Origin of the sequence: Paraburkholderia sp. SECH2 (assembly GCF_030464795.1) — a bacterium.
In the GTDB taxonomy this organism is placed as follows: domain Bacteria; phylum Pseudomonadota; class Gammaproteobacteria; order Burkholderiales; family Burkholderiaceae; genus Paraburkholderia; species Paraburkholderia aspalathi.
Genome location: NZ_JALPRH010000013.1, coordinates 198,675 through 222,060, shown reverse-complemented (window position 1 = coordinate 222,060; position 23,386 = coordinate 198,675). Strand labels below are relative to the sequence as shown.

The 23,386-nt window shown below is 61.8% G+C and carries 30 protein-coding genes and 1 tRNA gene; 12 read left to right on the top strand and 19 right to left on the bottom strand.

Going from position 1 to position 23,386, the window contains the following annotated elements:
* Nucleotides 1–105 precede the first annotated feature (105 nt).
* Together M0D66_RS22110 and M0D66_RS22105 are read right to left on the bottom strand one after the other, a co-directional pair.
* Nucleotides 106–528, bottom strand: a complete 423-nt coding sequence (locus M0D66_RS22110) for a hypothetical protein (protein ID WP_093632601.1) — start codon at nt 526–528, stop codon at nt 106–108.
* A 192-nt stretch (nt 529–720) separates the two neighbouring features.
* Nucleotides 721–1,680: a LysR family transcriptional regulator gene (locus M0D66_RS22105; RefSeq protein WP_093632600.1), complete on the bottom strand. Its 960-nt coding sequence runs from the start codon at nt 1,678–1,680 to the stop codon at nt 721–723.
* A gap of 203 nt (nt 1,681–1,883) precedes the next feature.
* On the opposite strand from M0D66_RS22105, the gene M0D66_RS22100 reads away from it, so the two are divergent.
* Together M0D66_RS22100 and M0D66_RS22095 are read left to right on the top strand one after the other, a co-directional pair.
* Nucleotides 1,884–3,296, top strand: coding sequence for a M20 family metallopeptidase (locus tag M0D66_RS22100; protein WP_266211583.1), 1,413 nt, complete (start codon nt 1,884–1,886; stop codon nt 3,294–3,296).
* A 72-nt stretch (nt 3,297–3,368) separates the two neighbouring features.
* Nucleotides 3,369–4,652: an MFS transporter gene (locus tag M0D66_RS22095; RefSeq protein ID WP_093632598.1), complete on the top strand. Its 1,284-nt coding sequence runs from the start codon at nt 3,369–3,371 to the stop codon at nt 4,650–4,652.
* A 77-nt stretch (nt 4,653–4,729) separates the two neighbouring features.
* On the opposite strand, the gene M0D66_RS22090 is transcribed toward M0D66_RS22095, so the two are convergent.
* On the bottom strand, nt 4,730–5,782 hold the full coding sequence (locus tag M0D66_RS22090; protein ID WP_093632597.1) for an NADP(H)-dependent aldo-keto reductase: 1,053 nt from the start codon (nt 5,780–5,782) through the stop codon (nt 4,730–4,732).
* A gap of 139 nt (nt 5,783–5,921) precedes the next feature.
* Between M0D66_RS22090 and M0D66_RS22085 the strand changes: the two genes are divergently transcribed.
* Nucleotides 5,922–6,134: a DUF3820 family protein gene (locus M0D66_RS22085; RefSeq protein WP_006048800.1), complete on the top strand. Its 213-nt coding sequence runs from the start codon at nt 5,922–5,924 to the stop codon at nt 6,132–6,134.
* On the opposite strand, the gene M0D66_RS22080 is transcribed toward M0D66_RS22085, so the two are convergent.
* The 3 genes from M0D66_RS22080 to M0D66_RS22070 form a co-directional block, all read right to left on the bottom strand.
* Nucleotides 6,120–6,779 (bottom strand): trimeric intracellular cation channel family protein, encoded by a 660-nt coding sequence (locus M0D66_RS22080; protein ID WP_266211582.1) that lies wholly within the window; start codon nt 6,777–6,779, stop codon nt 6,120–6,122. The genes M0D66_RS22085 and M0D66_RS22080 overlap by 15 nt on opposite strands.
* Before the next feature lie 107 nt (nt 6,780–6,886).
* On the bottom strand, nt 6,887–7,462 hold the full coding sequence (gene cysC / locus M0D66_RS22075; RefSeq protein ID WP_200620442.1) for an adenylyl-sulfate kinase: 576 nt from the start codon (nt 7,460–7,462) through the stop codon (nt 6,887–6,889).
* Nucleotides 7,459–9,051: a sulfotransferase gene (locus M0D66_RS22070; protein ID WP_266211581.1), complete on the bottom strand. Its 1,593-nt coding sequence runs from the start codon at nt 9,049–9,051 to the stop codon at nt 7,459–7,461. The genes cysC and M0D66_RS22070 overlap by 4 nt, the downstream gene beginning before the upstream one ends.
* A 351-nt stretch (nt 9,052–9,402) precedes the next feature.
* Here M0D66_RS22070 and M0D66_RS22065 point away from each other — a divergent pair, with 351 nt between their 5' ends.
* The 3 genes from M0D66_RS22065 (at nt 9,403) to M0D66_RS22055 (ending at nt 11,041) form a co-directional block, all read left to right on the top strand.
* Entirely contained in the window at nt 9,403–9,750 is a 348-nt protein-coding gene (locus M0D66_RS22065; protein ID WP_266211580.1) for a hypothetical protein, read from the top strand.
* Between the two features lie 111 nt (nt 9,751–9,861).
* Nucleotides 9,862–10,863, top strand: a complete 1,002-nt coding sequence (gene dusA, locus M0D66_RS22060) for a tRNA dihydrouridine(20/20a) synthase DusA (protein ID WP_200620440.1) — start codon at nt 9,862–9,864, stop codon at nt 10,861–10,863.
* Between the two features lie 102 nt (nt 10,864–10,965).
* Nucleotides 10,966–11,041 (top strand) — tRNA-His (locus tag M0D66_RS22055).
* A 118-nt stretch (nt 11,042–11,159) separates the two neighbouring features.
* On the opposite strand, the gene M0D66_RS22050 is transcribed toward M0D66_RS22055, so the two are convergent.
* Both M0D66_RS22050 and M0D66_RS22045 read right to left on the bottom strand, forming a co-directional pair.
* Complete coding sequence (locus M0D66_RS22050; protein ID WP_054034585.1) at nt 11,160–11,579, bottom strand: type II toxin-antitoxin system HicB family antitoxin; 420 nt, start codon at nt 11,577–11,579, stop codon at nt 11,160–11,162.
* 77 nt (nt 11,580–11,656) lie between these two features.
* Nucleotides 11,657–11,842, bottom strand: coding sequence for a type II toxin-antitoxin system HicA family toxin (locus tag M0D66_RS22045; RefSeq protein ID WP_054034691.1), 186 nt, complete (start codon nt 11,840–11,842; stop codon nt 11,657–11,659).
* Nucleotides 11,843–12,355: 513 nt separating this feature from the next.
* On the opposite strand from M0D66_RS22045, the gene M0D66_RS22040 reads away from it, so the two are divergent.
* Entirely contained in the window at nt 12,356–12,625 is a 270-nt protein-coding gene (locus M0D66_RS22040; RefSeq protein ID WP_093632578.1) for a hypothetical protein, read from the top strand.
* A gap of 135 nt (nt 12,626–12,760) precedes the next feature.
* On the opposite strand, the gene M0D66_RS22035 is transcribed toward M0D66_RS22040, so the two are convergent.
* From M0D66_RS22035 to M0D66_RS22025, 3 genes are all read right to left on the bottom strand, one after another.
* On the bottom strand, nt 12,761–13,141 hold the full coding sequence (locus tag M0D66_RS22035) for a glyoxalase superfamily protein (RefSeq protein ID WP_093632577.1): 381 nt from the start codon (nt 13,139–13,141) through the stop codon (nt 12,761–12,763).
* Nucleotides 13,142–13,218: 77 nt separating this feature from the next.
* Complete coding sequence (locus M0D66_RS22030; RefSeq protein ID WP_093632576.1) at nt 13,219–13,461, bottom strand: DUF6566 family protein; 243 nt, start codon at nt 13,459–13,461, stop codon at nt 13,219–13,221.
* 107 nt (nt 13,462–13,568) lie between these two features.
* Nucleotides 13,569–13,766: a hypothetical protein gene (locus tag M0D66_RS22025; RefSeq protein ID WP_054034588.1), complete on the bottom strand. Its 198-nt coding sequence runs from the start codon at nt 13,764–13,766 to the stop codon at nt 13,569–13,571.
* A 140-nt stretch (nt 13,767–13,906) separates the two neighbouring features.
* Here M0D66_RS22025 and M0D66_RS22020 point away from each other — a divergent pair, with 140 nt between their 5' ends.
* Complete coding sequence (locus M0D66_RS22020) at nt 13,907–14,188, top strand: hypothetical protein (RefSeq protein WP_093632574.1); 282 nt, start codon at nt 13,907–13,909, stop codon at nt 14,186–14,188.
* A gap of 47 nt (nt 14,189–14,235) precedes the next feature.
* On the opposite strand, the gene M0D66_RS22015 is transcribed toward M0D66_RS22020, so the two are convergent.
* From M0D66_RS22015 to ssuD, 4 genes are read right to left on the bottom strand one after another with little or no spacing between them, the layout of a single operon-like run.
* A complete protein-coding gene (locus M0D66_RS22015) occupies nt 14,236–14,451 on the bottom strand; it encodes a molybdopterin-binding protein (RefSeq protein WP_054034589.1) in 216 nt (71 codons plus the stop codon).
* Between the two features lie 49 nt (nt 14,452–14,500).
* The gene (locus M0D66_RS22010) at nt 14,501–15,502 is read right to left on the bottom strand and encodes an ATP-binding cassette domain-containing protein (RefSeq protein ID WP_266211579.1); all 1,002 of its coding nucleotides are present in this window, start codon (nt 15,500–15,502) and stop codon (nt 14,501–14,503) included.
* Complete coding sequence (gene ssuC / locus M0D66_RS22005) at nt 15,499–16,356, bottom strand: aliphatic sulfonate ABC transporter permease SsuC (protein WP_054034591.1); 858 nt, start codon at nt 16,354–16,356, stop codon at nt 15,499–15,501. Before ssuC ends, M0D66_RS22010 begins: the two co-directional genes overlap by 4 nt.
* A 56-nt stretch (nt 16,357–16,412) precedes the next feature.
* Nucleotides 16,413–17,573 carry an FMNH2-dependent alkanesulfonate monooxygenase gene (gene ssuD / locus M0D66_RS22000; protein ID WP_211701668.1) on the bottom strand — a complete coding sequence of 387 codons (1,161 nt, stop codon included), beginning with the start codon at nt 17,571–17,573 and terminating at the stop codon, nt 16,413–16,415.
* A gap of 508 nt (nt 17,574–18,081) precedes the next feature.
* Between ssuD and M0D66_RS21995 the strand changes: the two genes are divergently transcribed.
* Nucleotides 18,082–18,507 (top strand): hypothetical protein, encoded by a 426-nt coding sequence (locus tag M0D66_RS21995; protein ID WP_097392287.1) that lies wholly within the window; start codon nt 18,082–18,084, stop codon nt 18,505–18,507.
* Between the two features lie 19 nt (nt 18,508–18,526).
* Here M0D66_RS21995 and M0D66_RS21990 read toward each other — a convergent pair whose 3' ends face one another.
* Both M0D66_RS21990 and M0D66_RS21985 read right to left on the bottom strand, forming a co-directional pair.
* Nucleotides 18,527–19,663, bottom strand: a complete 1,137-nt coding sequence (locus M0D66_RS21990; protein ID WP_266211578.1) for an enoyl-CoA hydratase/isomerase family protein — start codon at nt 19,661–19,663, stop codon at nt 18,527–18,529.
* 46 nt (nt 19,664–19,709) lie between these two features.
* Nucleotides 19,710–20,621, bottom strand: a complete 912-nt coding sequence (locus tag M0D66_RS21985; protein WP_211701669.1) for a TetR/AcrR family transcriptional regulator — start codon at nt 20,619–20,621, stop codon at nt 19,710–19,712.
* Between the two features lie 135 nt (nt 20,622–20,756).
* Between M0D66_RS21985 and M0D66_RS21980 the strand changes: the two genes are divergently transcribed.
* Complete coding sequence (locus M0D66_RS21980; RefSeq protein ID WP_266211577.1) at nt 20,757–21,767, top strand: NAD-dependent epimerase/dehydratase family protein; 1,011 nt, start codon at nt 20,757–20,759, stop codon at nt 21,765–21,767.
* 73 nt (nt 21,768–21,840) lie between these two features.
* Here M0D66_RS21980 and M0D66_RS21975 read toward each other — a convergent pair whose 3' ends face one another.
* Entirely contained in the window at nt 21,841–22,125 is a 285-nt protein-coding gene (locus tag M0D66_RS21975; RefSeq protein ID WP_200620433.1) for a DUF1488 domain-containing protein, read from the bottom strand.
* A gap of 266 nt (nt 22,126–22,391) precedes the next feature.
* On the opposite strand from M0D66_RS21975, the gene M0D66_RS21970 reads away from it, so the two are divergent.
* Both M0D66_RS21970 and M0D66_RS21965 read left to right on the top strand, forming a co-directional pair.
* Nucleotides 22,392–22,583: a hypothetical protein gene (locus tag M0D66_RS21970; protein WP_093632567.1), complete on the top strand. Its 192-nt coding sequence runs from the start codon at nt 22,392–22,394 to the stop codon at nt 22,581–22,583.
* A gap of 64 nt (nt 22,584–22,647) precedes the next feature.
* Complete coding sequence (locus tag M0D66_RS21965; RefSeq protein WP_200620432.1) at nt 22,648–23,031, top strand: hypothetical protein; 384 nt, start codon at nt 22,648–22,650, stop codon at nt 23,029–23,031.
* Between the two features lie 14 nt (nt 23,032–23,045).
* On the opposite strand, the gene M0D66_RS21960 is transcribed toward M0D66_RS21965, so the two are convergent.
* The gene (locus tag M0D66_RS21960) at nt 23,046–23,384 is read right to left on the bottom strand and encodes a multidrug efflux SMR transporter (protein ID WP_154561341.1); all 339 of its coding nucleotides are present in this window, start codon (nt 23,382–23,384) and stop codon (nt 23,046–23,048) included.
* Between the last annotated feature and the right edge of the window lie 2 nt (nt 23,385–23,386).

Genomic DNA, 23,386 nt, shown 5'->3' with positions numbered 1-23,386 from the left:
CCGCCCCGCACAGGGGCAACACTAATAGACCACTAACAAAACAAGGAAAGGCCAACGCCCTAAGCACACTGACAACAAGCGTCGCGCAGACAAAAAACCCAACCATCAATCCTCATCATCCGTCCAAGGAATATCAACATCAGAAATAAAAGCGACCGTCGCAAACGGCCCCCCATCCTGACGCCCGATCTTCCCATCAGCCCGTTGCCATTCAACCCTGAACACCGTCGCCGGATCATCGGCGATCAACCGCACCGTCCGAATCTCATCCGGGTCCTGCTCCTCAACAGGACCATCAAGCGACACTTGCAATTCCTGTGGCCACAACCCATCAGTCGGATCGTAAATCCTGTCGCCGTCCGGGATCAGCGTGAATGCCTCTACGCCAATCGTCGCCGATGCCTCGACGATCATCTTGCCCAACGCGCGCAGCAACGCCGTCGCCCGTGCCGAGTTGGCCTGGCGAATTGCAAGATCCCCGCGCGTCAGCGCCTGCTCAAGTTTTGGGTTTGTTTTTTGTTGCGCCATTCGATGTCCTGAGTCCTATCGCTCTGTTGTGGGCGGCACGCCCATTCATCGCGCACCGTGCTCCATTTTTCGGGCTGAATCCTACCACTGGTATGGGCCACAGCACCGCCAGCCGTGCAGCAGAGGCCGACCAGCCCGCCCCGTCCCCACAGTTTAGGTCGTGATTCGCCGTCCGGCAGGGAGATTTGCCTTTCAACGCGCTTCGCCGCGCTTTCGACCTGGCTTTGGCACTGCAGCATTCGTGGGCCTGGCGCCGCCGATTTCTGCGATCAGGTGGTCGCGGAACGCCTTCACCGACGGCGGCAACTCCCGTCCGGCCATCGTCTGCACCTGAATGCTGCGCTGGCGCAACTGCGGATGCGTCAGCGGCATCGCGACGAAGCCGTCGCCGGCGTAACGGTCACGCACCGACAGCAGCCCCGTGAACATGATCGCGCCGGACTTCTGCGCGTAACGGTACATCGCGCCGCTATTGTTGCAGGTGAGATCGGGCTCGAGCAGCACGCCTTCAAGCGCGCAAGTGATATCGATCAACTGCCGGATCGTCGTGCCAGGCTCTGGCAGCACCAGCGGATAGCGCTGCAGGTCGGCGAGCGACACCTTCGCTCGCCCGGCCAGCGGATGATCGGCGCGCAGCAGCGCCAGCACCGGCGCGCGCTCGGTGTGTTCAACCTTGACGCCCTTTTCCGGCGCGAGACTGAACGTCAGCGCGAGATCGGCATCGCCATCGCGCACCCGGCGAGTGGCCTCGCCCGGTGGCATCACGGAGAGCGTGAAGTCGATCCCCGGGTAGTGGCGACGGAACGCAGCCATCGCGCTGGGCAGGAAATCCGCGGCAAAGCCCTCCGAACTGGCGACCTTGATCATGCTGCCATGCAAGGCCTCGAGGCCGCCGATCTCCTTCATCACATGCTCCGCCTCGAGCAGGCTGCGCTGTGCATAGGCGAGCAGACGCTCGCCCGCTTCGGAGAGCGACATGCCGCGCGGCCGCCGCTCGAACAGCGCAACGCCGAGGTCGCTTTCGAGCCGCGCGATCTGCCGGCTGATCGCCGACACGGCCACATGCAGCCGCGCGGACGCATCGCTAATCGAGCCGGTGCGCGCCACTTCGACGAAATAGCGCAATGCGATGCCGTGTAATGAAAGTGCCATGAGCGACGCCTTTTGCAAGCGGATGTGGCCGTGTGCCAGTGTATCGAGCTTTGCCTTTTCGGCAACGCAAGCTTCGAAAGATGATCATTGTGACAAAAATATCGGCCTCCTAGAATCGTTTCGAAGTTGATGGCCGCGAACCCGACGTGCCACGCACGACGCCGCGTCGCCACTATCCCCCGCACCCCGCATCGGAGACAGATATGAGCCGCAACCAGGCCATCGAACACGCAACGCATCATTTCGAATCAGGCGCTTTCCTCGAGAACCTCAACCGGCGCGTCGGATTTCGCACGGAAAGCCAGGAAAACGATCGCGCGGCTACGTTGCTGTCGTATCTGACCGATGAGATCACGCCCGAAGTCGAAGGGCTCGGCTTCAGCACACGCATCGTCGATAACCCGGCGGAAGGATTCGGGCCGTTCCTGTTCGCCAATCGTCACGAAGACGACAGTCTGCCCACCGTACTGATCTACGGCCACGGCGACGTCGTGCGCGGCTACGACAGTCAATGGCGCGCGCCGCTGACACCTTGGGCCGTGACGATCGAAGGCGAACGCTGGTATGGCCGCGGCACCGCCGACAACAAAGGCCAGCACACCATCAATCTCGCCGCGCTGGCGAGCGTGCTGGCCGCGCGCGACGGCAAGCTCGGCTTCAACGCAAAGCTGCTGATCGAGATGGGCGAGGAAACCGGCTCGCCGGGGCTCGACGCGATCTGCCACAAACATAAAGAAGAACTGGCCGCGGACGTGCTGATAGCCTCCGATGGCCCGCGTCTCGCCGCGCGCCGCCCCACCGTGTTCCTCGGTTCGCGCGGCTCGGTGAACTTCAAGCTCTCGCTAAATCTACGCGACGGCGCGCATCACTCGGGCAACTGGGGCGGTTTGTTGCGCAACCCGGCCACCGTGCTGGCGAACGTACTTGCAAGCCTCGTCGATGCGCGTGGCGTAATCGCTGTCGACGGCTTGCGTCCGCCGCCGATTCCGGAAGCGGTGCGTCGCGCATTGGCGGATATCACGGTAGGTGGCGGTCCGAACGATCCGGCCGTCGACGATAACTGGGGCGAGCCCGGTCTCACGCCGCCAGAACGTGTGTTCGGCTGGAACAGCTTCGAAGTGCTGGCGTTCAAGGCTGGCAATCCCGAGAACCCGGTCAATGCCATCCCGTCATCAGCGTTCGCGCATTGCCAGTTGCGCTTCGTGGTCGGCACCGACTGGGAAAACCTGGAACAGCACCTGCGCAAGCATCTGGATGCGAATGGCTTCTCGTTCGTCGAGATCAGCGTCGAGCGCGGTGCGCCGGCCACGCGTCTGAATCCCGACGATCCGTGGGTCACGTGGGCCATCGCTTCGCTCGAACAGACCACCGGCAAGAAGACGGCCGTGCTGCCGAATCTCGGCGGCACGCTGCCCAACGAAGTGTTCGCCGACACGCTCGGACTGCCGACCATCTGGGTGCCGCATTCGTACCCGGCCTGCTCGCAGCACGCGCCGAACGAGCATCTGCTCGGACCGGTGGTGCGCGAGGGTCTGCAGATCATGGCTGGGCTCTTCTGGGATCTCGGCGAGAACTCGCCGCGCTCGACCGCAACGACCCCACAAGCCGCGGCCTAAGCGATCAACGCAGTACGCCTGCCGCCAACCCGCAGTTAACTGTTAGCCGCATCCGCCACGAGACACGCCACGATGAGCACGTCCACCTTGCAAGCCAGCGCCGCGCGGCCGTCCGCCGCAAAGGTCCATCGCATCATTCTCGCGGCGTCGATCGGCAATGCGCTTGAATGGTTCGACCTCGTCGTCTATGGATTTTTCGCGGTGACGATCGCGAAGCTGTTTTTCCCGGCGAGCACCGAAGCAATTTCGTTGATGCTCACGCTCGGCACCTTCGGCATCTCGTACATGATCCGGCCGCTCGGCGGACTCGTGCTCGGCTCGCTCGCGGATCGTGCGGGGCGCAAGGTGTCGCTGCTGCTGTCGATCGGCTTGATGATGATCGGCACGTTGACGATCGCCGTGATGCCGCCGTACGCCGCGATCGGTCTATGGGCGCCAGCCGGCATCATGCTGTCGCGACTCGTTCAAGGCTTCTCGGCGGGCGGCGAGTTCGGCGCTTCCACCGCGTTTCTGGTCGAGCATGCACCCGAGCGGCGCGGCTTCATGGGTAGCTGGCAGTTCGCCAGCCAGGGCATGGCGACGCTGCTCGCCTCCGGCTTCGGCGCGTTGCTGACAAGCCAGCTCACATCTGCGCAACTCGAATCGTGGGGCTGGCGTATTCCGTTTCTGTTCGGCCTCGCGATCGGCCCGGTCGGCTTCTATATTCGCCGCTACGTGGACGAAGGCGCCGAGTTCAACACGGAGCCGAAAACCCGCACGCCGCTGCGCGATCTGTTCGGCACGCAGAAGGTCCGCATGCTGCTCGCGGTCGGTTCGCTGGTCATTTCGACCGCGGCCAACTACATGATTCTGTACATGCCGACCTATGCGATCAAGCAACTGCATTTGCCCGCTTCGACCGGCTTCTCAGCGACGCTCGCAACGGGAATCGTGCTGACGGTGCTCACACCGTTCGCCGGCCACCTGTCCGATAGCCTGGGACGCATCCGCATCATGGCCGTCGCCGCGACGTTGATGCTGCTGACGGTCTATCCGACCTTCGTGTATATGAATGCGCATCCGTCGTTCGCCACGATGCTGCTGGCGTTGATCTGGATCGGCGTATTGAAGGCGACGTACTTCGGCGCACTGCCCGCGCTGATGTCGGAGATTTTCCCGACGCAGACACGCGCAACCGGTCTCGCGGTCAGCTATAACATCGGCGTGACGGTGTTCGGCGGCTTTGCGCCATTCGTGATCACGTGGCTGATCGACGCGAGCGGCAACAAGCTCGCGCCCGGCTTCTATCTGATGTTCTGCGCGGTGGTGAGTTTGCTGGCGCTCAATGCGGTGCGCTCAACGCTGAAGATCCGCTGAGCGAGCCTCGGCGACGTTGATTGAATTCGAGGCAAGCAAGGCGCGGATCAACTCGCCTTGCCGCCCCGCCAGCTACATCAAGGCGCCGGATTAGGCTGCAATTCATGCAGCTTATCGATCTCCGCGAGCACTTCCGGCGAAAGTTTCACCTCGGCACTGGCGATGTTTTCCTTCAACTGATCGAGCGACGTCGCGCCGATCAGATTGCTCGTCAGGAACGGCCGGCTATTGACGAAGGCCAGCGCGAACTGCGCGGGCGACAAACCGTGACGCTTCGCCAGTTCCACATAGCGCGTGGTTGCCTGAATCGCCTGCGGCTTGCTGTAGCGTTGAAAGCGCTCGAACAGCGTGATACGGGCGCCGTCCGGACGCGCGCCGCCTTCATACTTGCCCGACAACCAGCCGAAGGCCAGCGGAGAATACGCAAGCAGACCAATGTTGTCGCGATGCGCGTATTCGGACAGACCCACTTCGTACGTGCGGTTCAACAGGCTGTACGGATTCTGGATACTGACGATGCGCGGCAAGCCGAGCTTCTCCGCCGCGCGCAAAAACTGCGCGACGCCCCAAGGCGTTTCGTTCGACACGCCGATATGGCGAATCTTGCCTGCCTTGACGAATTCGGCGAGCACCGACAGCGTTTCTTCGATCGGCACCGTATATTCGTCATCGACCCACGGATAAGCCGGACGGCCGAACGTCATCGTGCTGCGATCCGGCCAGTGCAACTGATACAGATCGACGTAGTCCGTTTGCAGACGCTTCAGACTATCGTTGAGCGCTTCGGTCAGGTTCTTGCGGTCGAACTGATTGCCCTCGCCGCGAATATGACGCGGATTGTGCGGCTGACGCGCCGGGCCGGCGATTTTGGTGGCCAGCACGATCTTCTCGCGCGCGCTGCGATGCTGCGCGATCCACGTGCCGATATAGCGCTCGGTCGAGCCTTGCGTCTCGGGACGTGGCGGCACCGGGTACATTTCCGCGGCGTCGATCAGATTGACGCCATGATCGAGCGCGTAATCGATCTGCGCGTGCGCTTCCTGCTCGGTATTCTGCTCGCCCCATGTCATGGTGCCGAGACCGATCAGGCTAACCTTCACATCCGAGTCGCCGAGTCTGCGGTATTCCATCGAACCTGTCCTGTTGATTGTGAAAACGGAAAACGCTGACGTTACCATGCCGGCGCAATGCCTGCAGCGCAGCTAAAATGCTGCTTCAGCGAGCGCTCGCACCACCTCGCCCAATGAACTTTCCGTCGACCCACTTGCGATGAATCCCGAACACCTCGAACTGCTGGTCACGCGCGTGATGCCTTACGGAAAATACAAAGGCCGGCTGATCGCGGATCTGCCCGGCCACTATCTGAACTGGTTTGCGAGCCAGGGCTTTCCACCGGGCGAAATCGGCCGTCTGCTGGCGTTGATGCACGAGATCGATCACAACGGCCTGTCCTCGCTGATCGAGCCGTTACGCAAGCGCTGAGAGCGACGCCTTCGGCAAATGCCAGCCATAGGTCACTGCCAGTACGCGCAAGACGAAGCACACCGCGCCGCCTGCTAAAGCCGCGACGCCCGGCGGCAAGCCGGCACGCCGCGCGACCACCACAACGAATGCGCCGGCAAAAGCAGCGGTCGCATAGATGTCGGCATGCAGCACCAGCGGCACGCGCGCCATCAGCACGTCGCGGATCACGCCGCCGCCCACACCGGTGACGGTGCCCATCAGCATCGCGATAAACGGACGGATTCCGAACAGCAGCGCTTTCTCTACGCCCGCGACAGCAAAGAGCGCGAGACCGGCGGCGTCGAGCACGGTAATCAGCGCGACAGGAAACTGCTGCACTGTCGAATGGAAAATGAACGTGAGCAGACCGGTGACGAACGTCAAGGCCGGATAACGCCAGTCGCGTATCGCGTTAGGCGGTGAGTCGCCGATCAACAAGTCGCGGATCACCCCGCCGCCGAGCGCCGCGACAAACGAGATCACCATCACGCCCAGCAGATCGAGACCGCCGCGCATCGCGCTCACCGCGCCCTCGATCGCGAAAACAACCGTGCCGGCCAGATCGGCCGCGAGAACGAGCGTTTCGACTTTCGGCTTTATTTTTTGTATCGACAATGTCGGCATCGACGCATCACCCTTTCTGTCTACGAGTAGGCGAAAAGGTATAGCGAAATGCGCCGCGCCGGGTGGAAAATTTGCGCGGCCGAATACAGACGCATGCCACGCGCCGACTATTTCGCGAGACGAGGTCTGCCGAGCCCGCTTTCTTCCCTCGGCAGGCAACCCATGGCGCTCAGATGCATCAGCAGACGGCCTACTGCCTCTTCGATCGACATCCGATCGGTTTCGATCATGACATCGGGGTCGAGCGGCACATCGTACGGTCCTGAAACACCCGTGAAATTGGGTATTTCACCGCGCCGCGCACGCACGTAGAGGCCTTTGACATCGCGCGCTTCGCACACGGTCAGCGGCGCATTCACGAACACTTCGACGAAACCAGCGCCGACGATCTCGCGAGCCATGCGCCGATTCTCATGCTCGGGCGAAATCACCGCGGCAATCGCGATAAAGCCCTGTTGCATGACCAGCGCCGCGACGTGCGCGATCCGCCGCAGATTTTCGGCGCGGTCTTCGGGCGTAAAGCCGAGGCCCGCGGTCAGGCCGCGCCGCAGCACGTCGCCGTCGAGCACGATCGAGGCATGTCCGGCTTCTTTGAGACGTTGATGCAAGGCCTCGGCCACGGTCGATTTACCGGCGCCGGATAAACCGGTCATCCAGATGACGGCTCCACGCGTTGCGCTCACGATTTCCGCTCCGTCCCGTTGCCCGCTGTCCCGGCATCTGCAAGAAGCGCCCGCCCCTGCCGGCTGACGCTGCCGGCGGGCACCAACTCTGGCCCCAGACCGTCGAACAAGGGTTGCAGCAACGCCTGCTGCGGCTGCCAGCGTTGCAGCGCCGTCCTGTAGAGCGGACGGCGCACCTGTGCCGCGCTTGCCGTGTTCACCTGCCGCGTAGTCTCGTGAAACGCCAGACAGCGCTCGTCCCAGTCGAGCCCGCAATGCGCGAGCAGGCGGCGGACATTCCCTTCGAAATCTTCGATCAATTCTTCGTATTTGACTTCGATCATCGTGCCCTCGGGTAACACGCGTTGCCAATGGGCCATCAACGCGCCGTACGCACGATAGTAGCGGCCCAGTTCACCAAGATCGTAGCTGAACGGCACGTCATGAAAAATTCGAGAAAAAATCGACAGACAAGTTTGCAATGGCGAGCGGCTGCTATGAATGAAGCGCGCATTCGGCAACGCCAGATGAATCAGCCCGACGTTGATGAAATTGAACGGGTATTTGTCGGTGAAGCGTGCGTAGCCTCGCGTTGCGTTTTGCATTTCCGGCAGTGACGTCCGCATGCGGCGCAAATAGTCGGCGCCGAGCGTGCGCAATTGCGCGGGGCCGACGCCCTGCAAGGCTTCGATATCGATACGCAAGGGATCGTCGAGATCGCGGCCGATACAGTTCACCAACGCCTCGCCGAATTCCGTGCGCTCACCCGCGCCGAAAACCTGCGGATGACTCGCGAGAATCTGTTCGATCAGTGTCGACCCCGAGCGTGGCATGCCGACGATAAAGATCGGTGCGTCCGACGCATCGCCCTGACCGCGCCTCGCCGCCAGCACCTCTGAAGTCAGGAGTTCCGGCAAATGCGCGAACAGACCGAGCGACGCGGCTTCGTCATAACGCACGCCGGTGCGGTACAGCGCGTTGCCCTTCAGGAAGTGTTCGAACGACGCATCGTTGCGCCCCAAATCAGACAGCGCCTGACCATACGCGAAGTGGATCTCCGCCTGATTGGCGGGTGTCAACGAGGCGGCATCGCCGACGAGTTGCTCCAGCGCGGCGAACACCGGATCGTCGGCGCCAAGGCGCCTGGACTGCACGAAGTTGCGGTAGTACAGCGGCACCCGCGGAGCGGCCTCGATCGCGCGGCGATAGGCTTCGTGAGACTCGTCGAAACGACCGAGAGACTGCAAGCAGTTGCCCATGTTGTTGTACGAACCATCGGCTTTGGGATTCAGCCGGACTGCTTCGCGATACGCGTCTACCGCCTGCTCGAGTCGATGCATCTGTTCGAGCGACCAGCCGAGGCCGTGACGCAAATCGGTGTTGCGCGGATCGAGCCCGATCCCTTCGTGATAGCGAACGACGGCTTCGGGAAAACGGTTCAGCGCAGCGAGCGTCGCGGCGAGACGCTCAAGCACGACGACATCAGCGGGATCGAGCGAGCGCGCTGCGTCGAAACATTGGAGTGCGGCCTCAAGATCGCCGCGAGCGGCACAGGCGTCGCCTTCGGCGCGCCATGCTGATGCGGTCGCAGGCTGTGGATCGTGCTTCATTGACGGCCAGGTTCTTGCAGGCTTCGCATCAAGCGGCCCGGGCAATGTGGAGTGCGTTCTTCTTCGTCCAGCGTCAGCAGCAGCATGAGTCTGGATTCAAAGGGAAATTGTCTGACGGGAAAGTATCAGGCGCGCCCTACAGTTACGTTGCGAAAATTTAACCAACTGTTACAGCACGATGAATCCGTCATAGTCTGGAAGGATCGCGTAACGGGCGACCGCTATGGCGTTGGGTTGCGGTGCATGCGTCGCGGAAGCCAGGCGGTAAATGCGGGCAGTAATTTGCGGACACAAATCCTGCTGAACTCCCGGGTGCGCCGTTTTTCTCATTCACATACGTGGGAGAAAATCGTGAGCAGGCTTATTGCATCAATCGCGATGTTAGCTGTGGCGGCAAGTCTCACCGGGTGCGTGGTCGCGCCAGGATACGACTATGCCTATGCGCAGCCCTATTACCCCGGCTACGGTTATGCCTACGGGCCGGCGTATGGACCGGCTTACGGTGCGGTCGACATCTGGGGTGGTTGGGGTGGCTCGTGCTGTTACTACCATGGACGTGGCGGGTACTGGCACGGCGGAGGCTGGCATGGTGGGGGTTGGCACGGAGGCGGCGGCTGGCATGGCGGCGGGGGCTCCCACGGCGGCAGCGGGGGCAGTTCGTGGAGCAGCGGCGGCCATAGTGGGGGGCATGGGCATTGATGCGGTGAGCGGCAGTTGACCTGCCCTCGCCTTGCCCAATCTGCGGACCGAACGGGAGATTTTATGCCTTGCGGTAAAATCGGGTTTTGATTGATGCCGTCCGTCCGCCCCATGTCTTCAGCTCAAACTCCCAGTCCACGCCGCGTTTCCGTCGCGCCCATGATGGACTGGACCGATCGCCACTGCCGCTCGCTGCATCGCGTGATATCGCGTCATACGTGGCTTTACACCGAAATGGTCACCACCGGCGCGTTGCTGCACGGCGATGTGCCGCGCCATCTGGCGTTTACGCCCGAAGAAGCGCCGGTCGCCTTGCAACTCGGTGGCAGTGAGCCTGACGACCTTGCGCGCTCGGCCAAGCTCGGTGAGCAATGGGGCTATGACGAGATCAATCTGAATTGCGGCTGTCCGTCCGAGCGCGTGCAGCGCGGTGCGTTCGGCGCTTGCCTGATGAACGAGCCGAAACTCGTCGCCGATTGCGTGAAGGCGATGCGCGACGCGGTGTCAGTACCGGTGACTGTCAAGCACAGAATCGGTGTCGATGCGGTCGAGGAATATAGCTTCGTGCGCGACTTCGTCGGCACGATCGCGGATGCCGGTTGCAACGTATTCGTCGTGCACGCGCGCAATGCGATTCTCAAGGGCCTGAGCCCGAAAGAGAACCGCGAGATTCCGCCGCTTAAGTACGACTACGCGTATCAGTTGAAGCGCGACTTCCCGCATCTGGAGATCATCATCAATGGCGGCATCAAAACGCTTGATGAGGTAGAGACGCATCTTCAGCATATCGATGGCGTGATGCTTGGGCGTGAGGCATATCACAATCCTTATGTACTCGCAGATGTAGATGCACGCTTCTATGGTTCGACAGATGCACCGCTCACGCGCGAGCAGATCGAGGCAAAGCTGATCGAATATTGCGCGGCTGAAATGGCACGCGGCACGTACCTTGGTTCCATCACGCGTCACGCGCTTGGCCTCTATCGTGGTGAAGCCGGGGCACGTGGATGGCGTCGCGTGTTGTCCGATAGCAAGCGTCTTGCGGCGCGCGATCTGACCATCTTCGATGAGGCAAGACAGCATCTGCGTGAGCCCGTCGAAATTTTTGAATAAAGGACTAGGCAAACGGGATTCTTGTTCGTATAATCTCGTTTCTTCATCGACGAGCCAAGTTTCTCAGCAATGAGTTGCCGGCAAGTCAAGCAGATGTCAGTGGTGGCTGTAGCTCAGTTGGTAGAGTCCAGGATTGTGATTCCTGTTGTCGTGGGTTCGAGCCCCATCAGCCACCCCAAAGAATTCAAGCAGTAAAAAGTTTGACCAAACGGCGTTGTGAGAAATCACAACGCCGTTTTTGTTTTACCTCGCGCTTTGCGACGCCGCGAGGGTTTCAATTGGGAAAGAGAAGCGGATCAAACCAGCCGCACTTCCAGGCGCCTGCCAAGAACGGCGAATGCAGACTCGACCATCTCGATCTTCGATGAATGGCGGAAATTCAAAAGACGATCGACCTGCACCTGGTTGACCTTCAATCGACGCGCCAACTCCGCCTTACGCACGTTCTGTTGCAGCATTTCGTTTGCAAGCAGGACCTTCGAGGTCACGAGAGCAGGAAGCGTTACGACTCGCTGGCCACGCTTTGCCTTCGACGGCAAAGGAATGAACCGCTTTTCCGAAAAGTAGATCTCAAGTGCGGCCTCCAGTGCGTCGAGGGCCTGCACGTCTGCATCATCTTCGTTCTCTCCAACGGTGATCGCTTCAGGCACGTCCGGAAACGTGACGAGGAGCGTGCCATTAGAATCCGGCGTCAGCTCGATGGGGTACGACAACATTACGGTTCTCCAGTGGGACTGCTTCAAGAAAAACACAAAGCCTGCGATTATCGGGAGAGGCCGTCCGCCTCTCCTGCTCATTTAATACCAAGCTGCCTCTTGATCGCCGCGACGAGATGGGTGCCCATTTCCTTGGCGCCGTGATCCGGGAAGATGGTTGTCTTGCCGTTGAGCGTGACCCGGTAGTGACTTGAGCCGCTCCTGTGCTTTTCAAAAGTCGCACCTTGTTTCTTCAGCCACTTCCTAAACTCGCTGTACTTCATGTTCCTCCTCTTGTTGAGCAAGACGAGGAAGAATACAACACAAATGTTGTATCAAAAAACTAAAAAACACAACATCTAAGTTGTATCTTTTTGGGACGTAAGCAGGGCACGAAAGGGAACATCGGGCTTGCGCAATAACTGCAAGCGGCATCGGCGTGCGCTGCGGCCATGATGCAGCGGCGTGATACGAATCAGCGCATTTAATGGCCGGGCGGCAGGCATCCCAAGCGTCGAATCCAAGCGCGGTTGGCTAGTAAACACCACCAATAATCCGCCCTCCCAACCGGGTCTTTGCCCGCCGAAAACGCTTGACAGACGGGGTCGGACCACCGCTGACGCCTGTCGCACAGCCCTCCGCTCGATTATTTCAATACCGAGAATAGTAATTTCAGATTATCGGTACAAATTTTCAATAGTAGGGGTATACACTGCTTTCCATCGACGTTGCAGACACACCTCACCGGCTCCTGCGACGCCTTCCTGAATGAAATCGAAACTTATCGGAGTCACACCATGAAGACCAAGCTCATCGCCGCCCTGTTGGTTGCTGTTTCTGCCTCGATCGCTGCTCCCGCATTCGCTAGCGGCTACGGCCCGGCACCGTTCTACCGTCCGTCGGTCGGCGCACCGGCTTCGCAACAAGGTCAGAACGCGCAAACCGTTGCAGCTGAACGCGCTAATGCCGATTCGAATGCATACGGTGGCGTGAACACCGTGTCGTCGCAATCGGGTACGCGTGCACCGGCTGAATCGGGCCCGCAATCGGTTTTCTTCGGCCACTAATCGGTCGCCGTTGAAGGTTGCCGTTCACAAGACGGCAGCCGAACTGGGCGCCGCGCATGCAGCAATGCATGCCGGCGCCCAGTTCCGTTTACGAGGCGGCCCCTCCCGCGGCGTCAAGGCACGCCCCTTTCGTCATCACGCCTCGCGCACCTCCTCTCTCGGCGCTTCAGAAAAACGAATCCGGTTACCAAACGGATCAATCGTCTCCAGCTCTTTGCCCCACGGCACCTCCTCAATACCCGGTTTCCCGTACTTGTAATCTTTGCGCTGAAGTTCGGCATGCAACGCATCGATGTCCTGCACCCGCACGAAAATCGTCGAGCCCGGCGTCGCGTCGCCGTGATGCTCGCTCAGATGCAAAATCAGGTCGGAGCGGCGCACCTGCATGTAGAGCGGAAAATTGGCCTCGAAGCGGTGTTCCCAGTCGACGGTGAAGCCGAGAAAGTCCACGTAAAACTCTCTGGCTTTCTCTTCAGAAAAGATGCGGATGATCGGAATGGCAGGCGACAGGTGCACAGCGGTCTCCAGCAAGGCGAAAGATCGTCAGCTTAATCGAATGCGCTTGCCGGCCCACGTGCTTGTGGCGCTTGTGGCTATGAGGCGAACCCGGCATCGATCGTTTCGCGCGCCGCCTTGAAGCCCGCGAGAGCCGCGGCATGCTCGGTGGACCACAGCGTGTCGATGTGCACAAGCCGCCAGTCAACGACCACCGCATCGTTGCGCAACACCCGGAAATGCGCTTTGACGCCGGTGAGCACCTGTTCAACCGCGACTTCAATCTCGTAGTCCTGATAGCGCTCCTGGTAGTCGCCCATGTCGAGGCCCTTCGGCTCCATGATCGCCTCCTTGGTGTCTTGCGTGCCCTTGAATGTTGGCGGCCATACTTTTCCACCGGGCCGTCGTTACGGCTCGGAGCATGCACCGGCCCACCCTCGCCTGACGATCAGTCGCAATCGCCAGAAAGGTACTGCCGGCCGCTACAGGTGATTTCGACTTCGCCGCCGCTTGCTTCTGCAGCGAGCCCGTTTGTCAGCAACTCCGCCGTGACGGATTGCTCAAACTTCGGCATGGGCTGTCCGACGCCGACATCATTCAGGCGCCGCAACGCTTCAACCGCTTCCGGACTTAATGACTTCGACATGGCCGTCTCCGTCGTGGTGCTCAATTCATCCTAGCAAGTTTCGCGGATGCACGCAGGGGCGCGTCGAGGCATACGGGTTGCGTGCCGTACAGATGTGTCGCGTCAGCAAACCGGCAAGCGGTATCGGAAAGGAGGACGAGATGGAGCGAAACAGAAACAGAATGGCGGCGCTGACGGCGGGCGTCGCGCTCGCAATGTTTGGCGCAGTCGGCACGGCGGCGTTCGCACAAACGCCGAACCCGGCGCCAAAAACACCAGCGGCGTCGCAGAACGGCGGCGCCTCGATGGTCAAGCCGCCCGAGGCGGCCCCCGATTCAGGCGGTTCGAGCAATCCGGACAATATGCCCATCAAGCGTCCGCGCCAGGCGACCAACGACAAGATGATGCACGAGCCGCCCGCCAGCGGCGCCAACGCAAAATAGCGTCGGCGCGCGTGACGGTACGAGCAGCGCGACCAGTGCAGTCGCGCTTACAGGCGCGCGATCGACACCTCTGTCGACTTCACCAGCGCGACCACTTCCGAGCCGACCTTCAGGTCGAGTTCGTCGACCGAACGCGTGGTGATCACCGAGGTGACGATACCGAACGGCGTCTCCACATCGACCTCGGACACCACCGACCCGCGGATGATTTCCTTGACCTTGCCTTTGAACTGATTGCGTACGTTGATTGCGGAAATGGTCATATCGAGTGACTCCAGAAAAGCGATTGAAAACAGTCAGTCAAAAGGGATGTCAGACGGCCCAGCGGACGTCTGTCGGCCGCGTGAGGCGGCCCTCGTCACGTGCGTCGTAAGCGCGATGGGACAGCGCGTCGTCATTCGGCGCCGTCTTCAGTACGCGTTGCAACACATGTTCTTCCAGCGCGGCAAAACCGGCCGACGCACGCGCCCGTGGGCGCGCCAGCGGCACCGGCTGATCGAGCGCGATGCGCCCTTCTTCGATCAGCAGAATCCGGTCGCCGAGCGCGACGGCTTCGTGCACGTCGTGCGTTACCAGCAACGCGGTAAATTGATGTTCGCGCCACAGGCGTTCGATCAGCGCGTGCATTTCGATGCGCGTCAACGCGTCGAGCGCGCCGAGCGGTTCGTCCAGCAGCAGCAATTGCGGCCGATGCACCAGCGCACGCGCGAGCGCCACACGCTGACGCTGGCCGCCGGAGAGCTGCGCGGGCCAGTCGTTGGCGCGTTCCAGCAAGCCGACTTCGTCGAGCACGGCGCGCGCATCTTCACGAGCGCTGCGGCCGAGGCCGAGCATCACGTTTTGCAGCACGCTCTTCCAGGGCAGAAGCCGCGCGTCCTGGAACATGATGCGCGTGTCGAGCGGCTGGCCGTCTTCGGCGCGCTTTTCGAGCACGCCCGTCGTCGCCTTCTCCAAACCCGCCACCAGGCGCAACAAAGTCGATTTCCCGCAGCCGCTGCGGCCGACGATCGCCACGAAACTGCCGCGCTCAATCGACAAATCAAAATCGGACAGCACCGTGCGCTCGCCGTACTGCTTGCCGACGCCGCGCAATTCGACCGAAAAATCGCCAGAGCGGCTGGCGTCGTTGCGCGCCGATGCACCGGTCGCCGCAGGCACGGCATCAGCGCGCTGGCGATCGTGCGCCGGGTCCGCACGGTCGAAGCCGGCAGCCTCGTCCGCGTTGTGATCGACAGTACGCGGTTGCGCCAGTTCGGCTTCGAGATCGCTGCCCGCGATGCCGCCGAACGAGGTCGACAATGTCGTTGCGCTCATGTTTTCGCTCCTCTTTGATAGGCAGGATGCCAACGCAGCGACACACGCTCGAGAGTCTTGGCCAGCACGTCGGCAAGTTTGCCGAGCGCCGCGTACAGCAGGATGCCCACCACCACCACATCGGTTTGCAGAAATTCGCGGGCATTCATCGTCATGTAGCCGATGCCCGACTGCGCGGAAATGGTTTCAGCGACGATCAGCGTGACCCACATCAGCCCGAACGCAAACCGCACGCCGACCAGAATCGAGGGCAACGCCCCCGGCAAAATCACATGCCGGTACAGCGCGAAACCCTTCACGCCGTAGCTGCGCGCCATCTCGATCAGGTTGGCATCCACCGAACGGATGCCGTGAAACGTGTTCACGTAGACCGGAAAAAACACCCCCAGCGCGACGAGAAACACCTTCGCCTCTTCTTCGATACCGAACCACAGGATCACCAGCGGGATCATCGCCAGCGCGGGAATGTTGCGGACCATCTGCACCGTCGAATCGAGTGCGATTTCGGCCGGTTTGAAGAGACCCGTAGCAAGGCCGAGCACGAGTCCGATGCCGCCGCCGATCGTAAAGCCCGACACCGCGCGCCACGTGCTGACCTTCACGTCCGCCCACATTTCGCCGGACTGGATCAGCGACCACGCTGCCTTCACGACGGCAAGCGGTTCGGGCAGCACACGCGTCGAGAGAATGCCGCTGCGCGCGGCGAATTCCCACGCCAACAGAATCGCCAGCGGCACGAGCCACGGCGCGAGAGGCGCGCCGATGCGCCGCAATGCGCCGACGAGGCCCGCGCCGAAAGCCGCGCCCGAGCCTGCCTGTGTGCCTCGTTCCGCACTCACAGTGGATTGAGCCATGATGATTGTCCTCGTTGCTTATCGATGGGCGTCATTGCCGAACCGGGCGCAAGCGCTCAGCTCGAACTTGCCGCCTTCGGCAGATAGTTGTTGCCGACGATCTCGCCGAACGGTCCCGACAGCGGACCGCCGGCGACCTTGCTTTGATGACCCGGCAGCAGCGGGAACACCAGTTCAGCGAAGCGATACGACTCTTCGAGATGCGGATAGCCGGACAGGATGAACGTGTCGACACCGAGCGCCGCGTACTCGTTCATCAGCGCGGCCACCTGCTCGGGATTGCCGACCAGCGCCGTCCCCGCACCACCGCGCACGAGACCGACGCCCGCCCACAGATGCGGATATACCTCGAGTTCCGCGCGGCTGCCGCGCTTGCCGCCGTGCAACGCGGCCATGCGGCGCTGTCCTTCGGAATCCATCTTCGAGAACGAAGCCTGCGCACGGGAAATGGTTTCGTCGTCGAGCTTGCTGATCAGCTTGTCGGCGGCGGCCCATGCCTCTTCTTCGGTCTCGCGCACGATGACGTGAAAGCGAATGCCGAACTTGATCTTGCGGCCACGCGCTTCGGCGCGGGCGCGAATGTCGGCGATCTTCTTCGCGACGGCCGCGGGCGGCTCGCCCCACGTCAGATACGTGTCGATGTGATCGCCCGCAATGTCGTGCGCAGCCGCCGACGAACCGCCGAACCACAGCGGCGGATGCGGGTGCTGCACGGGCGGATACAACGCCTTGCCGCCCTTCGAGGTCAGATGCTTGCCGTTGAAATCGATCGCTTCGTTGGTATGCGCGGCGGTCAGCAGCTTGCGCCAGATATGCAGGAACTCGTCGGTGATTTCATAGCGCGTGTCGTGATCGACGAACACACCGTCGCCTTCCAGTTCAGCCGAATCGCCACCGGTCACGACGTTGATCAGGAGACGCCCATTCGACAGGCGGTCGAAAGTCGCCGCCATGCGCGCCGCCAGACCCGGCGATGAGATGCCCGGACGGATCGCCACCAGAAACTTCAGACGTTTGGTCGCGGCGATCAGGCTCGACGCGACGACCCATGCGTCTTCACACGAACGACCGGTCGGCAGCAGCACGCCCTCGTAGCCGAGCGTGTCGGCGGCGACGGCGATCTGCTGGAAATAGTCGTAATCCGCTGCGCGTGCGCCTTGGGACGTACCGAGATAGCGGCTATCGCCGTGAGTCGGAATGAACCAGAACACATTCATTTGCTGCTCCTGCTTGTTCGAAACTGGATTGAATGGAAACGGTGCGTCGAGTGAACGCGCGTACGCCGGCCGCGCGCATCCCTCCGGCACAAGAGCCGGAGACGCAGGCGCAAAAAAGGAACGGAAAAACTGCGGCGAAAAGCGGACTAGTTCCGACAGCGCATCCGCAAGCGCGTGTGTGCCATGGAGCGGCTGAAGATCGGCATCAGGCAGGACATCGCGACGGCTTCCCTCGACCAGACGTGCGCGTGATGCGCTCGATTAAATGGGCGACGGCGGCAAACACCGTCTGCATGGAGAAACAGTCTATGGATCGAGGCGCGGCTTTTGAACGATTTTTTTTAGCTTAGGTTTTCCACTTTCGTGATTAGCCCGACGCTAAAGCATACGGATGTTGCGCCTTACCTACGCTGGAAGCGGGGTACCCCTATATATAATGGCGCCACGTTTCCAATAATCCGGTGCAGGCCGCGTGAACCACGCCGCCTGATCTCTCGCGGTGCAATGCATGCAAAAACTCATCCTGCCGTTCGTCGCCGGTTTTCTGGCTTCTCTGTTTTTTCATGAATCGACTCTGGCGCTGCTGCACGCAGCCGGTCTGATCGACCCAACCGGTTTTTCAACCGCGCCGTTTTTGCCGCTCGGGCTGCCGGAGTTTATTGCCAATGCGATCTGGAGCGCATTCTGGGCTGTGCTCATGGCGTGGCTGTTGCGCGTTGCACCGGGGCGCCGCGCGCCGTGGGTGCCCGCCTTCGTGTTCGGTGGTCTCGCGTTGACGGCGGCGAGCGTGTTTGTGGTCGATCCGTTGCGCGGCATCTGGCCGAGCGGCAACATGCTGCCGCGCCTCGCGGTGGGTTTCGCGGCGAACGCGATGTGGGGCTGGGGCGCGCTGGTGTTCATGCGCGCATTCATGGCGAGCGAAGACGAAGACTGAGGGTCTTACTGGTGCCTGCTTAACCGCGCAGATCGTGCAACGGGTGTTCGTTTGCCGGCCACGGGCTTTCGAACATCTTCGCCACATCGGCGGCGCTCACGTCTTCGATGCGTGCAAAACGCCAGCGCGGCGCGTTGTCCTTGTCGATAATGCGTGCGCGAATCCCTTCAATCGTGTCGCCATGCGCGAAGCACGTGCGCGTCAGATCGAGATCGCCGCGCAGCACGTCGGCCATCGAACCCTCCGCGCGCGTCACCACTTCCAGCGACACAGCCATCGACAACGGCGAACGTTCGCGCAACACGGCAATCGTCTGCTCAGCCCAATCGGCAGAATCGCCGCCGTGCTCGCGTTCCTGCTCCAGCGACGCGAGAATCCGCGTCATGTCGGGTAACGCGAAATGCCGATCGATCAACGCGCGCGTGCTCGCGAGCGGTGAAGCGTCGGGTTCCGGTACGACCTGATGCCTGGCGGCCTCACGCTCGATACACGCCACCACGTCTGCACCTCGTTCAAACGGCTCGCTGCGCAATGTATCGACTAGCGCGGGCAATGCCGCGTCGTCGATATAGGCGTCGGCGAGACCTGCGTAGAGGGCGTCTGCTGCGCCGATCGTCTCCCCTGTGACCGCCAGATATCGGCCGAGCGCGCCCGGCGTGCGCGCCAGAAACCAGCTCGCGCCGACATCGGGAAAGAGGCCAATGCGGGTCTCCGGCATCGCCATCTTCGTCGAGTTTGTCACCACCCGCAGGCCGCCGGTACGATGCGCGCCCTGCGAAATCCCCATGCCGCCGCCCATCACGACACCGTTCGTCAAGGCGATATACGGCTTCGGGTACGTGAAAATCGCGTGATTGAGCCGGTATTCCTCGGTGAAAAACGTATCGCGCGCATCATGCTCGCCGCGCTGCGCCGACTCGTACAGAAAGCGCACATCGCCGCCCGCGCAAAACGCGCGCGGATGCTGGCTGCGCACTACTACGGCAAGCACGTCGGGATTTTCGCGCCACTGCTCGAGCGCCGCGTGCATCGCGAGAATCATGCCGGTAGACAGCGCGTTGAGCGCCTTCGGTCTTTCCAGTTCGATGAAGCCGATGCCGTTGGCTACGTAAGTCGCGACTTCGTCGCTGACGGCGGGCGAGGCGGAAATAGACATGGAGAGCTTGGCGCGATGGCGCGAAATGAACCGGAACTGAACGTTATCACGCGCTCGCGGCTTTGGGCTTGGTGGCGGGTTTGACGCCCGTCTCAGCGGGCGATTCTGCGTGCGCTTCGGAGTGCGATTGCGCTGGCGCTTCAGCGGACTTTTTCTTGCCGGCACGCGTGGATTTTGCGGCGCCTTGCGGTTGCCCGGCGGGTTGCGTACCTAGCCAGGTATCAAGCGCGACGCCCACCACCGTATCCAGCGGCGCGCTCGGAAACACGGGGCATGTGAGGTTGAGCGCGACGATGCCATGCAGGGTCGCCCAGAACGCCTCCGCCCACACGGCCACGTCCATCGATGCAGACAAGCGCCCTGCTGCTTTCAACTCTTCGAGCGCGCGCAGCATGATGTGTAACGCGGCATCGCCGGGGTCGTCGTCTGATTTCGCGGGCGCGAGGTTCGCTTTTCCTGAGGCGGTTGTTCCTGCTGCGGCTGTCCCAGCGACCGTAGCCTCCGCCGTTTCGTTCGCGGCACCAGCGCCTGCATCCACGACCGCTGCCAGCGCCCCATCCACACCCTTGCGAGCCGCACCAGCCGCCCCGCCCAGCGCCGCGCCCGTGTAGCTCGGGTCTTCCATGAAGATCAGCCGGTAGGTTTCCGGATGCGCAACACCGAATGCCACATACGCACGCCCGAGCGCCTTCAGGCGTTCAGCCGGATCGGCGATCTGCGCGAGCGGCACGAAGGTAGCCAGCAATTGCGCATAACCTTCAGCACACAAGGCCTGCGCAATTTCATCGCGGCTCGCGAAGTGAAGGTACAGCGTGGCGGGTGAATACTCGATGGCGTCGGCAATCTTGCGCATCGAAAGCGCAGCAAAGCCTTCGCGCATCACGATGCGCCGCGCTGCATCGAGGATGCGTTCGCGCAGCGCCTGTTTCTGACGGCTTTTTCGTTCGACGATTCCCATGCCGCGCATTTTCGGCTTGACAAACTGAAAAGTCAAATTAAACTGAACACCGTTTACTGAACAGTGTTCACTAAATTCTCATCGATCAGACAAGCTCATCCAGGCGCGATGCGGCGCCGTCTTCAGGAGTCGTTCATGCAAGCTACAGGGAAAGTGGGTTTATTCGGTGCTGCCGGCGCCGCCGGTCAAATCATCGGGGCGGCGCTGAGCGCGGCGGGCCGGGATTATCGGGTAGTCGGCCGCTCGCGCGCGCCGCTCGAGGCGGCCTTCGGCCACGACCCGCATGCGGAAATCGTCACGTGGAATCCGGACGACCCGGCTTCGATCAGCGCCGCTGCGGCCGGTTTGCAGACGGTGATCTACCTGGTGGGCGTGCCCTACGATCAGTTCGCCTCACATCCGCCTCTCATGCAAAAAACCCTCGACGGCGTGACGGCGGCAGGCGTCGAACGCTTCATTCTGATCGGCACCGTGTATCCGTACGGCCGCGCGCGCAGCAATCCGATTAACGAAGATCATCCGCGTGAGCCCCATACGTTCAAAGGCAAGATGCGGCTCGAGCAGGAAAAACTGGTGCTGGCGGCACACGGACGCGCGAGCGGGTCGACCAGTTTGTCGACCCTGGTGCTGCGCCTGCCGGATTTCTACGGCCACTGCATCGAACGCAGCCTGATCAACGGCATATTCGAGGGCGCGGCGCACGGCAAGCGCGCGCAGGTGATCGGGCCGGTCGATGTGCCGCACGAATTCATCTACCTGCCGGATATCGGCCCGGTGGTCGAGAAACTCACACGTACGCCGGAAGCGTACGGCCGCTGGTGGCATCTGGCCGGCACGGGCACGATCACGCAGCGCGAAGTGGCGAGACAGGCCTATGCGCTGGCGGGCCGCGAGCCGAAACTGATGGTGGCCGGCAAGACGCTGCTGCGCGTGTTCGGCCTCTTCAATCCGATTATGCGAGAACTGGTGGAGATGAACTACCTGATGACCGAGCCGGTTGTGCTCGACGACTCGGCACTGACACAGTTGATCGGCCCGATCGCCAAAACCTCGTACAAAGACGGTATCCGGCAAGCGTTCGACGCCGCGCGCGCAGCGGCATCGGTGAATACGGACACGCACCGGGACGCCGCGAAAACCGCCTGATTGTCGATGTGGACGGCTTTCGCAAGCGAGCGGATGTGAAGCGCGTGATTCGTGCGTGTGCGAACGAACAGGATCAGCCCGCCATATTGCCGGGCGGAAAGTGGCCGCTCTTGAGCAGGACAGGCGTGCCATTGCTGATCTGCAAATGTTCGCGCGCAACCGCCTCGATGCGCGGACGCCCGGCGTCGAACGCGCGCATCCAGCCGTCGAGATCCTCGGTGTACGCGCCGAAGTGGTCTTCGAGCGCCTCGACGGAGATCGCGCACGGCACCGGTTCGCCGTCCACAAGCGCGCGAAAGACCACCGTCAGATTGGAGTCGCGGTAAGCGGGCGCGTCCGCGGGAAACCGAATTTCCATGGTCGCCTCATCAGAAGGATCCGGCAGGAAATGGACACCGGGGAGAACCGGCCGCCCCCGGATATGCCCGATATGTTACTCGCGCGCCTGGACCGCGGTCCACCCTCCAGCGTCTGCCCGATCAACGGCGCGCGCCCCATGCCCGTAAGCTACGGATGCAAATCGACACACCGGATTGCACTTGTGCCGACTACCCCTGTCGAACTGGTTCACCGGCACGATCCGTGCTGACGCAATGACGCCATTTCGAGGTCAACGAGCACAGTATGGGAAAATATTTTCTGCAGAACCACGAACTGCCTGAGCCGGATGCGGCAAACACCTGGTTTGCCTATGCCGAAAGCCACGGCATCGACATTCCTAAAGCCATTAGCATCTGGGAAGACGCAGCGACCGAAAGCGGCTCGGAAAGCCGCCAAATGGTCCGCGCGGCAGGCATCACGATCGAAACGCCTTAACCTTGTGGGCACACCGCCGGTGTGCGTGGCGAGTCTCGATACCTATTTGAAAGGAAACATCACGATGCATTTCATGACGCAACTGCGCCGCTCCGGCCGCTTCCGACCCAGCAGCGCCGCGCTTGCTCTCGTGCGCAGGGCTTCCCTGTCTGCCGCGCTGCCCGCCGCTGTGCTGCTCGGCGCGGGTCTCACCGGCTGCGCATCGTCGAACACCACCTCGCTGATCAATCTGCCGAACGGCCAGACCGGCTTTGCGGTGAACTGCAGCGGCGCCGACGCCGCGTCCAGTTGGGCTTCCTGCTACGTGCAGGCCGGCAAGGCATGTGGCGCAACCGGCTACGACATCGTGTCGAAAGACAACGACGAAGGCGGCACCGCGGGCGGCAGCGTCACGAACGTTGTCTCGGCCAACGTGAAAAACCGTTCGATGATCGTGCGCTGCAAGTAACGCTCAGTGGGCGCTCAGTGCGCCTGCATCTTCGAGAACATATTGAGCACGGCGACCCCGGCAATGATCAGCCCGAGTCCGATGATGGCCGGCACGTCCGGCACTTGCCGGTACATCACGACCGCGACCAGCGTGATCAGCACGATGCCGGCGCCTGACCACACGGCGTAGACGATGCCCACCGGAATAGTCTTCAGCGTGAGCGACAGGCAATAGAACGCGATGCCGTAGCCGATCACCACGACCGCTGCGGGGAGCAGCCGCGAAAAACCTTCCGAGGCCCGCATCGCGGAAGTCGCGATGACTTCGGCAACGATCGCAATAGCGAGCAATGCATAAGGAGGCATCCGCATCG

Coding starts and splice junctions, on each gene's coding strand:
- M0D66_RS22085 (WP_006048800.1), top strand. CDS start 5,922: ATGAATCCCGAACACCTCGAACTGCTGGTCACGCGCGTGATGCCTTAC.
- M0D66_RS22010 (WP_266211579.1), bottom strand. CDS start 15,502: ATGAGCGCAACGACATTGTCGACCTCGTTCGGCGGCATCGCGGGCAGC.
- M0D66_RS22025 (WP_054034588.1), bottom strand. CDS start 13,766: ATGTCGAAGTCATTAAGTCCGGAAGCGGTTGAAGCGTTGCGGCGCCTG.
- M0D66_RS22110 (WP_093632601.1), bottom strand. CDS start 528: ATGGCGCAACAAAAAACAAACCCAAAACTTGAGCAGGCGCTGACGCGC.
- M0D66_RS21965 (WP_200620432.1), top strand. CDS start 22,648: ATGCATTTCATGACGCAACTGCGCCGCTCCGGCCGCTTCCGACCCAGC.
- M0D66_RS22050 (WP_054034585.1), bottom strand. CDS start 11,579: ATGTTGTCGTACCCCATCGAGCTGACGCCGGATTCTAATGGCACGCTC.
- M0D66_RS22090 (WP_093632597.1), bottom strand. CDS start 5,782: ATGGAATACCGCAGACTCGGCGACTCGGATGTGAAGGTTAGCCTGATC.
- M0D66_RS22105 (WP_093632600.1), bottom strand. CDS start 1,680: ATGGCACTTTCATTACACGGCATCGCATTGCGCTATTTCGTCGAAGTG.
- M0D66_RS22045 (WP_054034691.1), bottom strand. CDS start 11,842: ATGAAGTACAGCGAGTTTAGGAAGTGGCTGAAGAAACAAGGTGCGACT.
- M0D66_RS22040 (WP_093632578.1), top strand. CDS start 12,356: ATGAAGACCAAGCTCATCGCCGCCCTGTTGGTTGCTGTTTCTGCCTCG.
- dusA (WP_200620440.1), top strand. CDS start 9,862: ATGTCTTCAGCTCAAACTCCCAGTCCACGCCGCGTTTCCGTCGCGCCC.
- M0D66_RS21985 (WP_211701669.1), bottom strand. CDS start 20,621: ATGGGAATCGTCGAACGAAAAAGCCGTCAGAAACAGGCGCTGCGCGAA.
- M0D66_RS21975 (WP_200620433.1), bottom strand. CDS start 22,125: ATGGAAATTCGGTTTCCCGCGGACGCGCCCGCTTACCGCGACTCCAAT.
- M0D66_RS22100 (WP_266211583.1), top strand. CDS start 1,884: ATGAGCCGCAACCAGGCCATCGAACACGCAACGCATCATTTCGAATCA.
- ssuD (WP_211701668.1), bottom strand. CDS start 17,573: ATGAATGTGTTCTGGTTCATTCCGACTCACGGCGATAGCCGCTATCTC.
- M0D66_RS22020 (WP_093632574.1), top strand. CDS start 13,907: ATGGAGCGAAACAGAAACAGAATGGCGGCGCTGACGGCGGGCGTCGCG.
- M0D66_RS21960 (WP_154561341.1), bottom strand. CDS start 23,384: ATGCGGATGCCTCCTTATGCATTGCTCGCTATTGCGATCGTTGCCGAA.
- M0D66_RS21980 (WP_266211577.1), top strand. CDS start 20,757: ATGCAAGCTACAGGGAAAGTGGGTTTATTCGGTGCTGCCGGCGCCGCC.
- M0D66_RS22095 (WP_093632598.1), top strand. CDS start 3,369: ATGAGCACGTCCACCTTGCAAGCCAGCGCCGCGCGGCCGTCCGCCGCA.
- M0D66_RS22080 (WP_266211582.1), bottom strand. CDS start 6,779: ATGCCGACATTGTCGATACAAAAAATAAAGCCGAAAGTCGAAACGCTC.
- ssuC (WP_054034591.1), bottom strand. CDS start 16,356: ATGGCTCAATCCACTGTGAGTGCGGAACGAGGCACACAGGCAGGCTCG.
- M0D66_RS21990 (WP_266211578.1), bottom strand. CDS start 19,663: ATGTCTATTTCCGCCTCGCCCGCCGTCAGCGACGAAGTCGCGACTTAC.
- M0D66_RS22015 (WP_054034589.1), bottom strand. CDS start 14,451: ATGACCATTTCCGCAATCAACGTACGCAATCAGTTCAAAGGCAAGGTC.
- M0D66_RS21995 (WP_097392287.1), top strand. CDS start 18,082: ATGCAAAAACTCATCCTGCCGTTCGTCGCCGGTTTTCTGGCTTCTCTG.
- M0D66_RS21970 (WP_093632567.1), top strand. CDS start 22,392: ATGGGAAAATATTTTCTGCAGAACCACGAACTGCCTGAGCCGGATGCG.
- M0D66_RS22030 (WP_093632576.1), bottom strand. CDS start 13,461: ATGGAGCCGAAGGGCCTCGACATGGGCGACTACCAGGAGCGCTATCAG.
- M0D66_RS22070 (WP_266211581.1), bottom strand. CDS start 9,051: ATGAAGCACGATCCACAGCCTGCGACCGCATCAGCATGGCGCGCCGAA.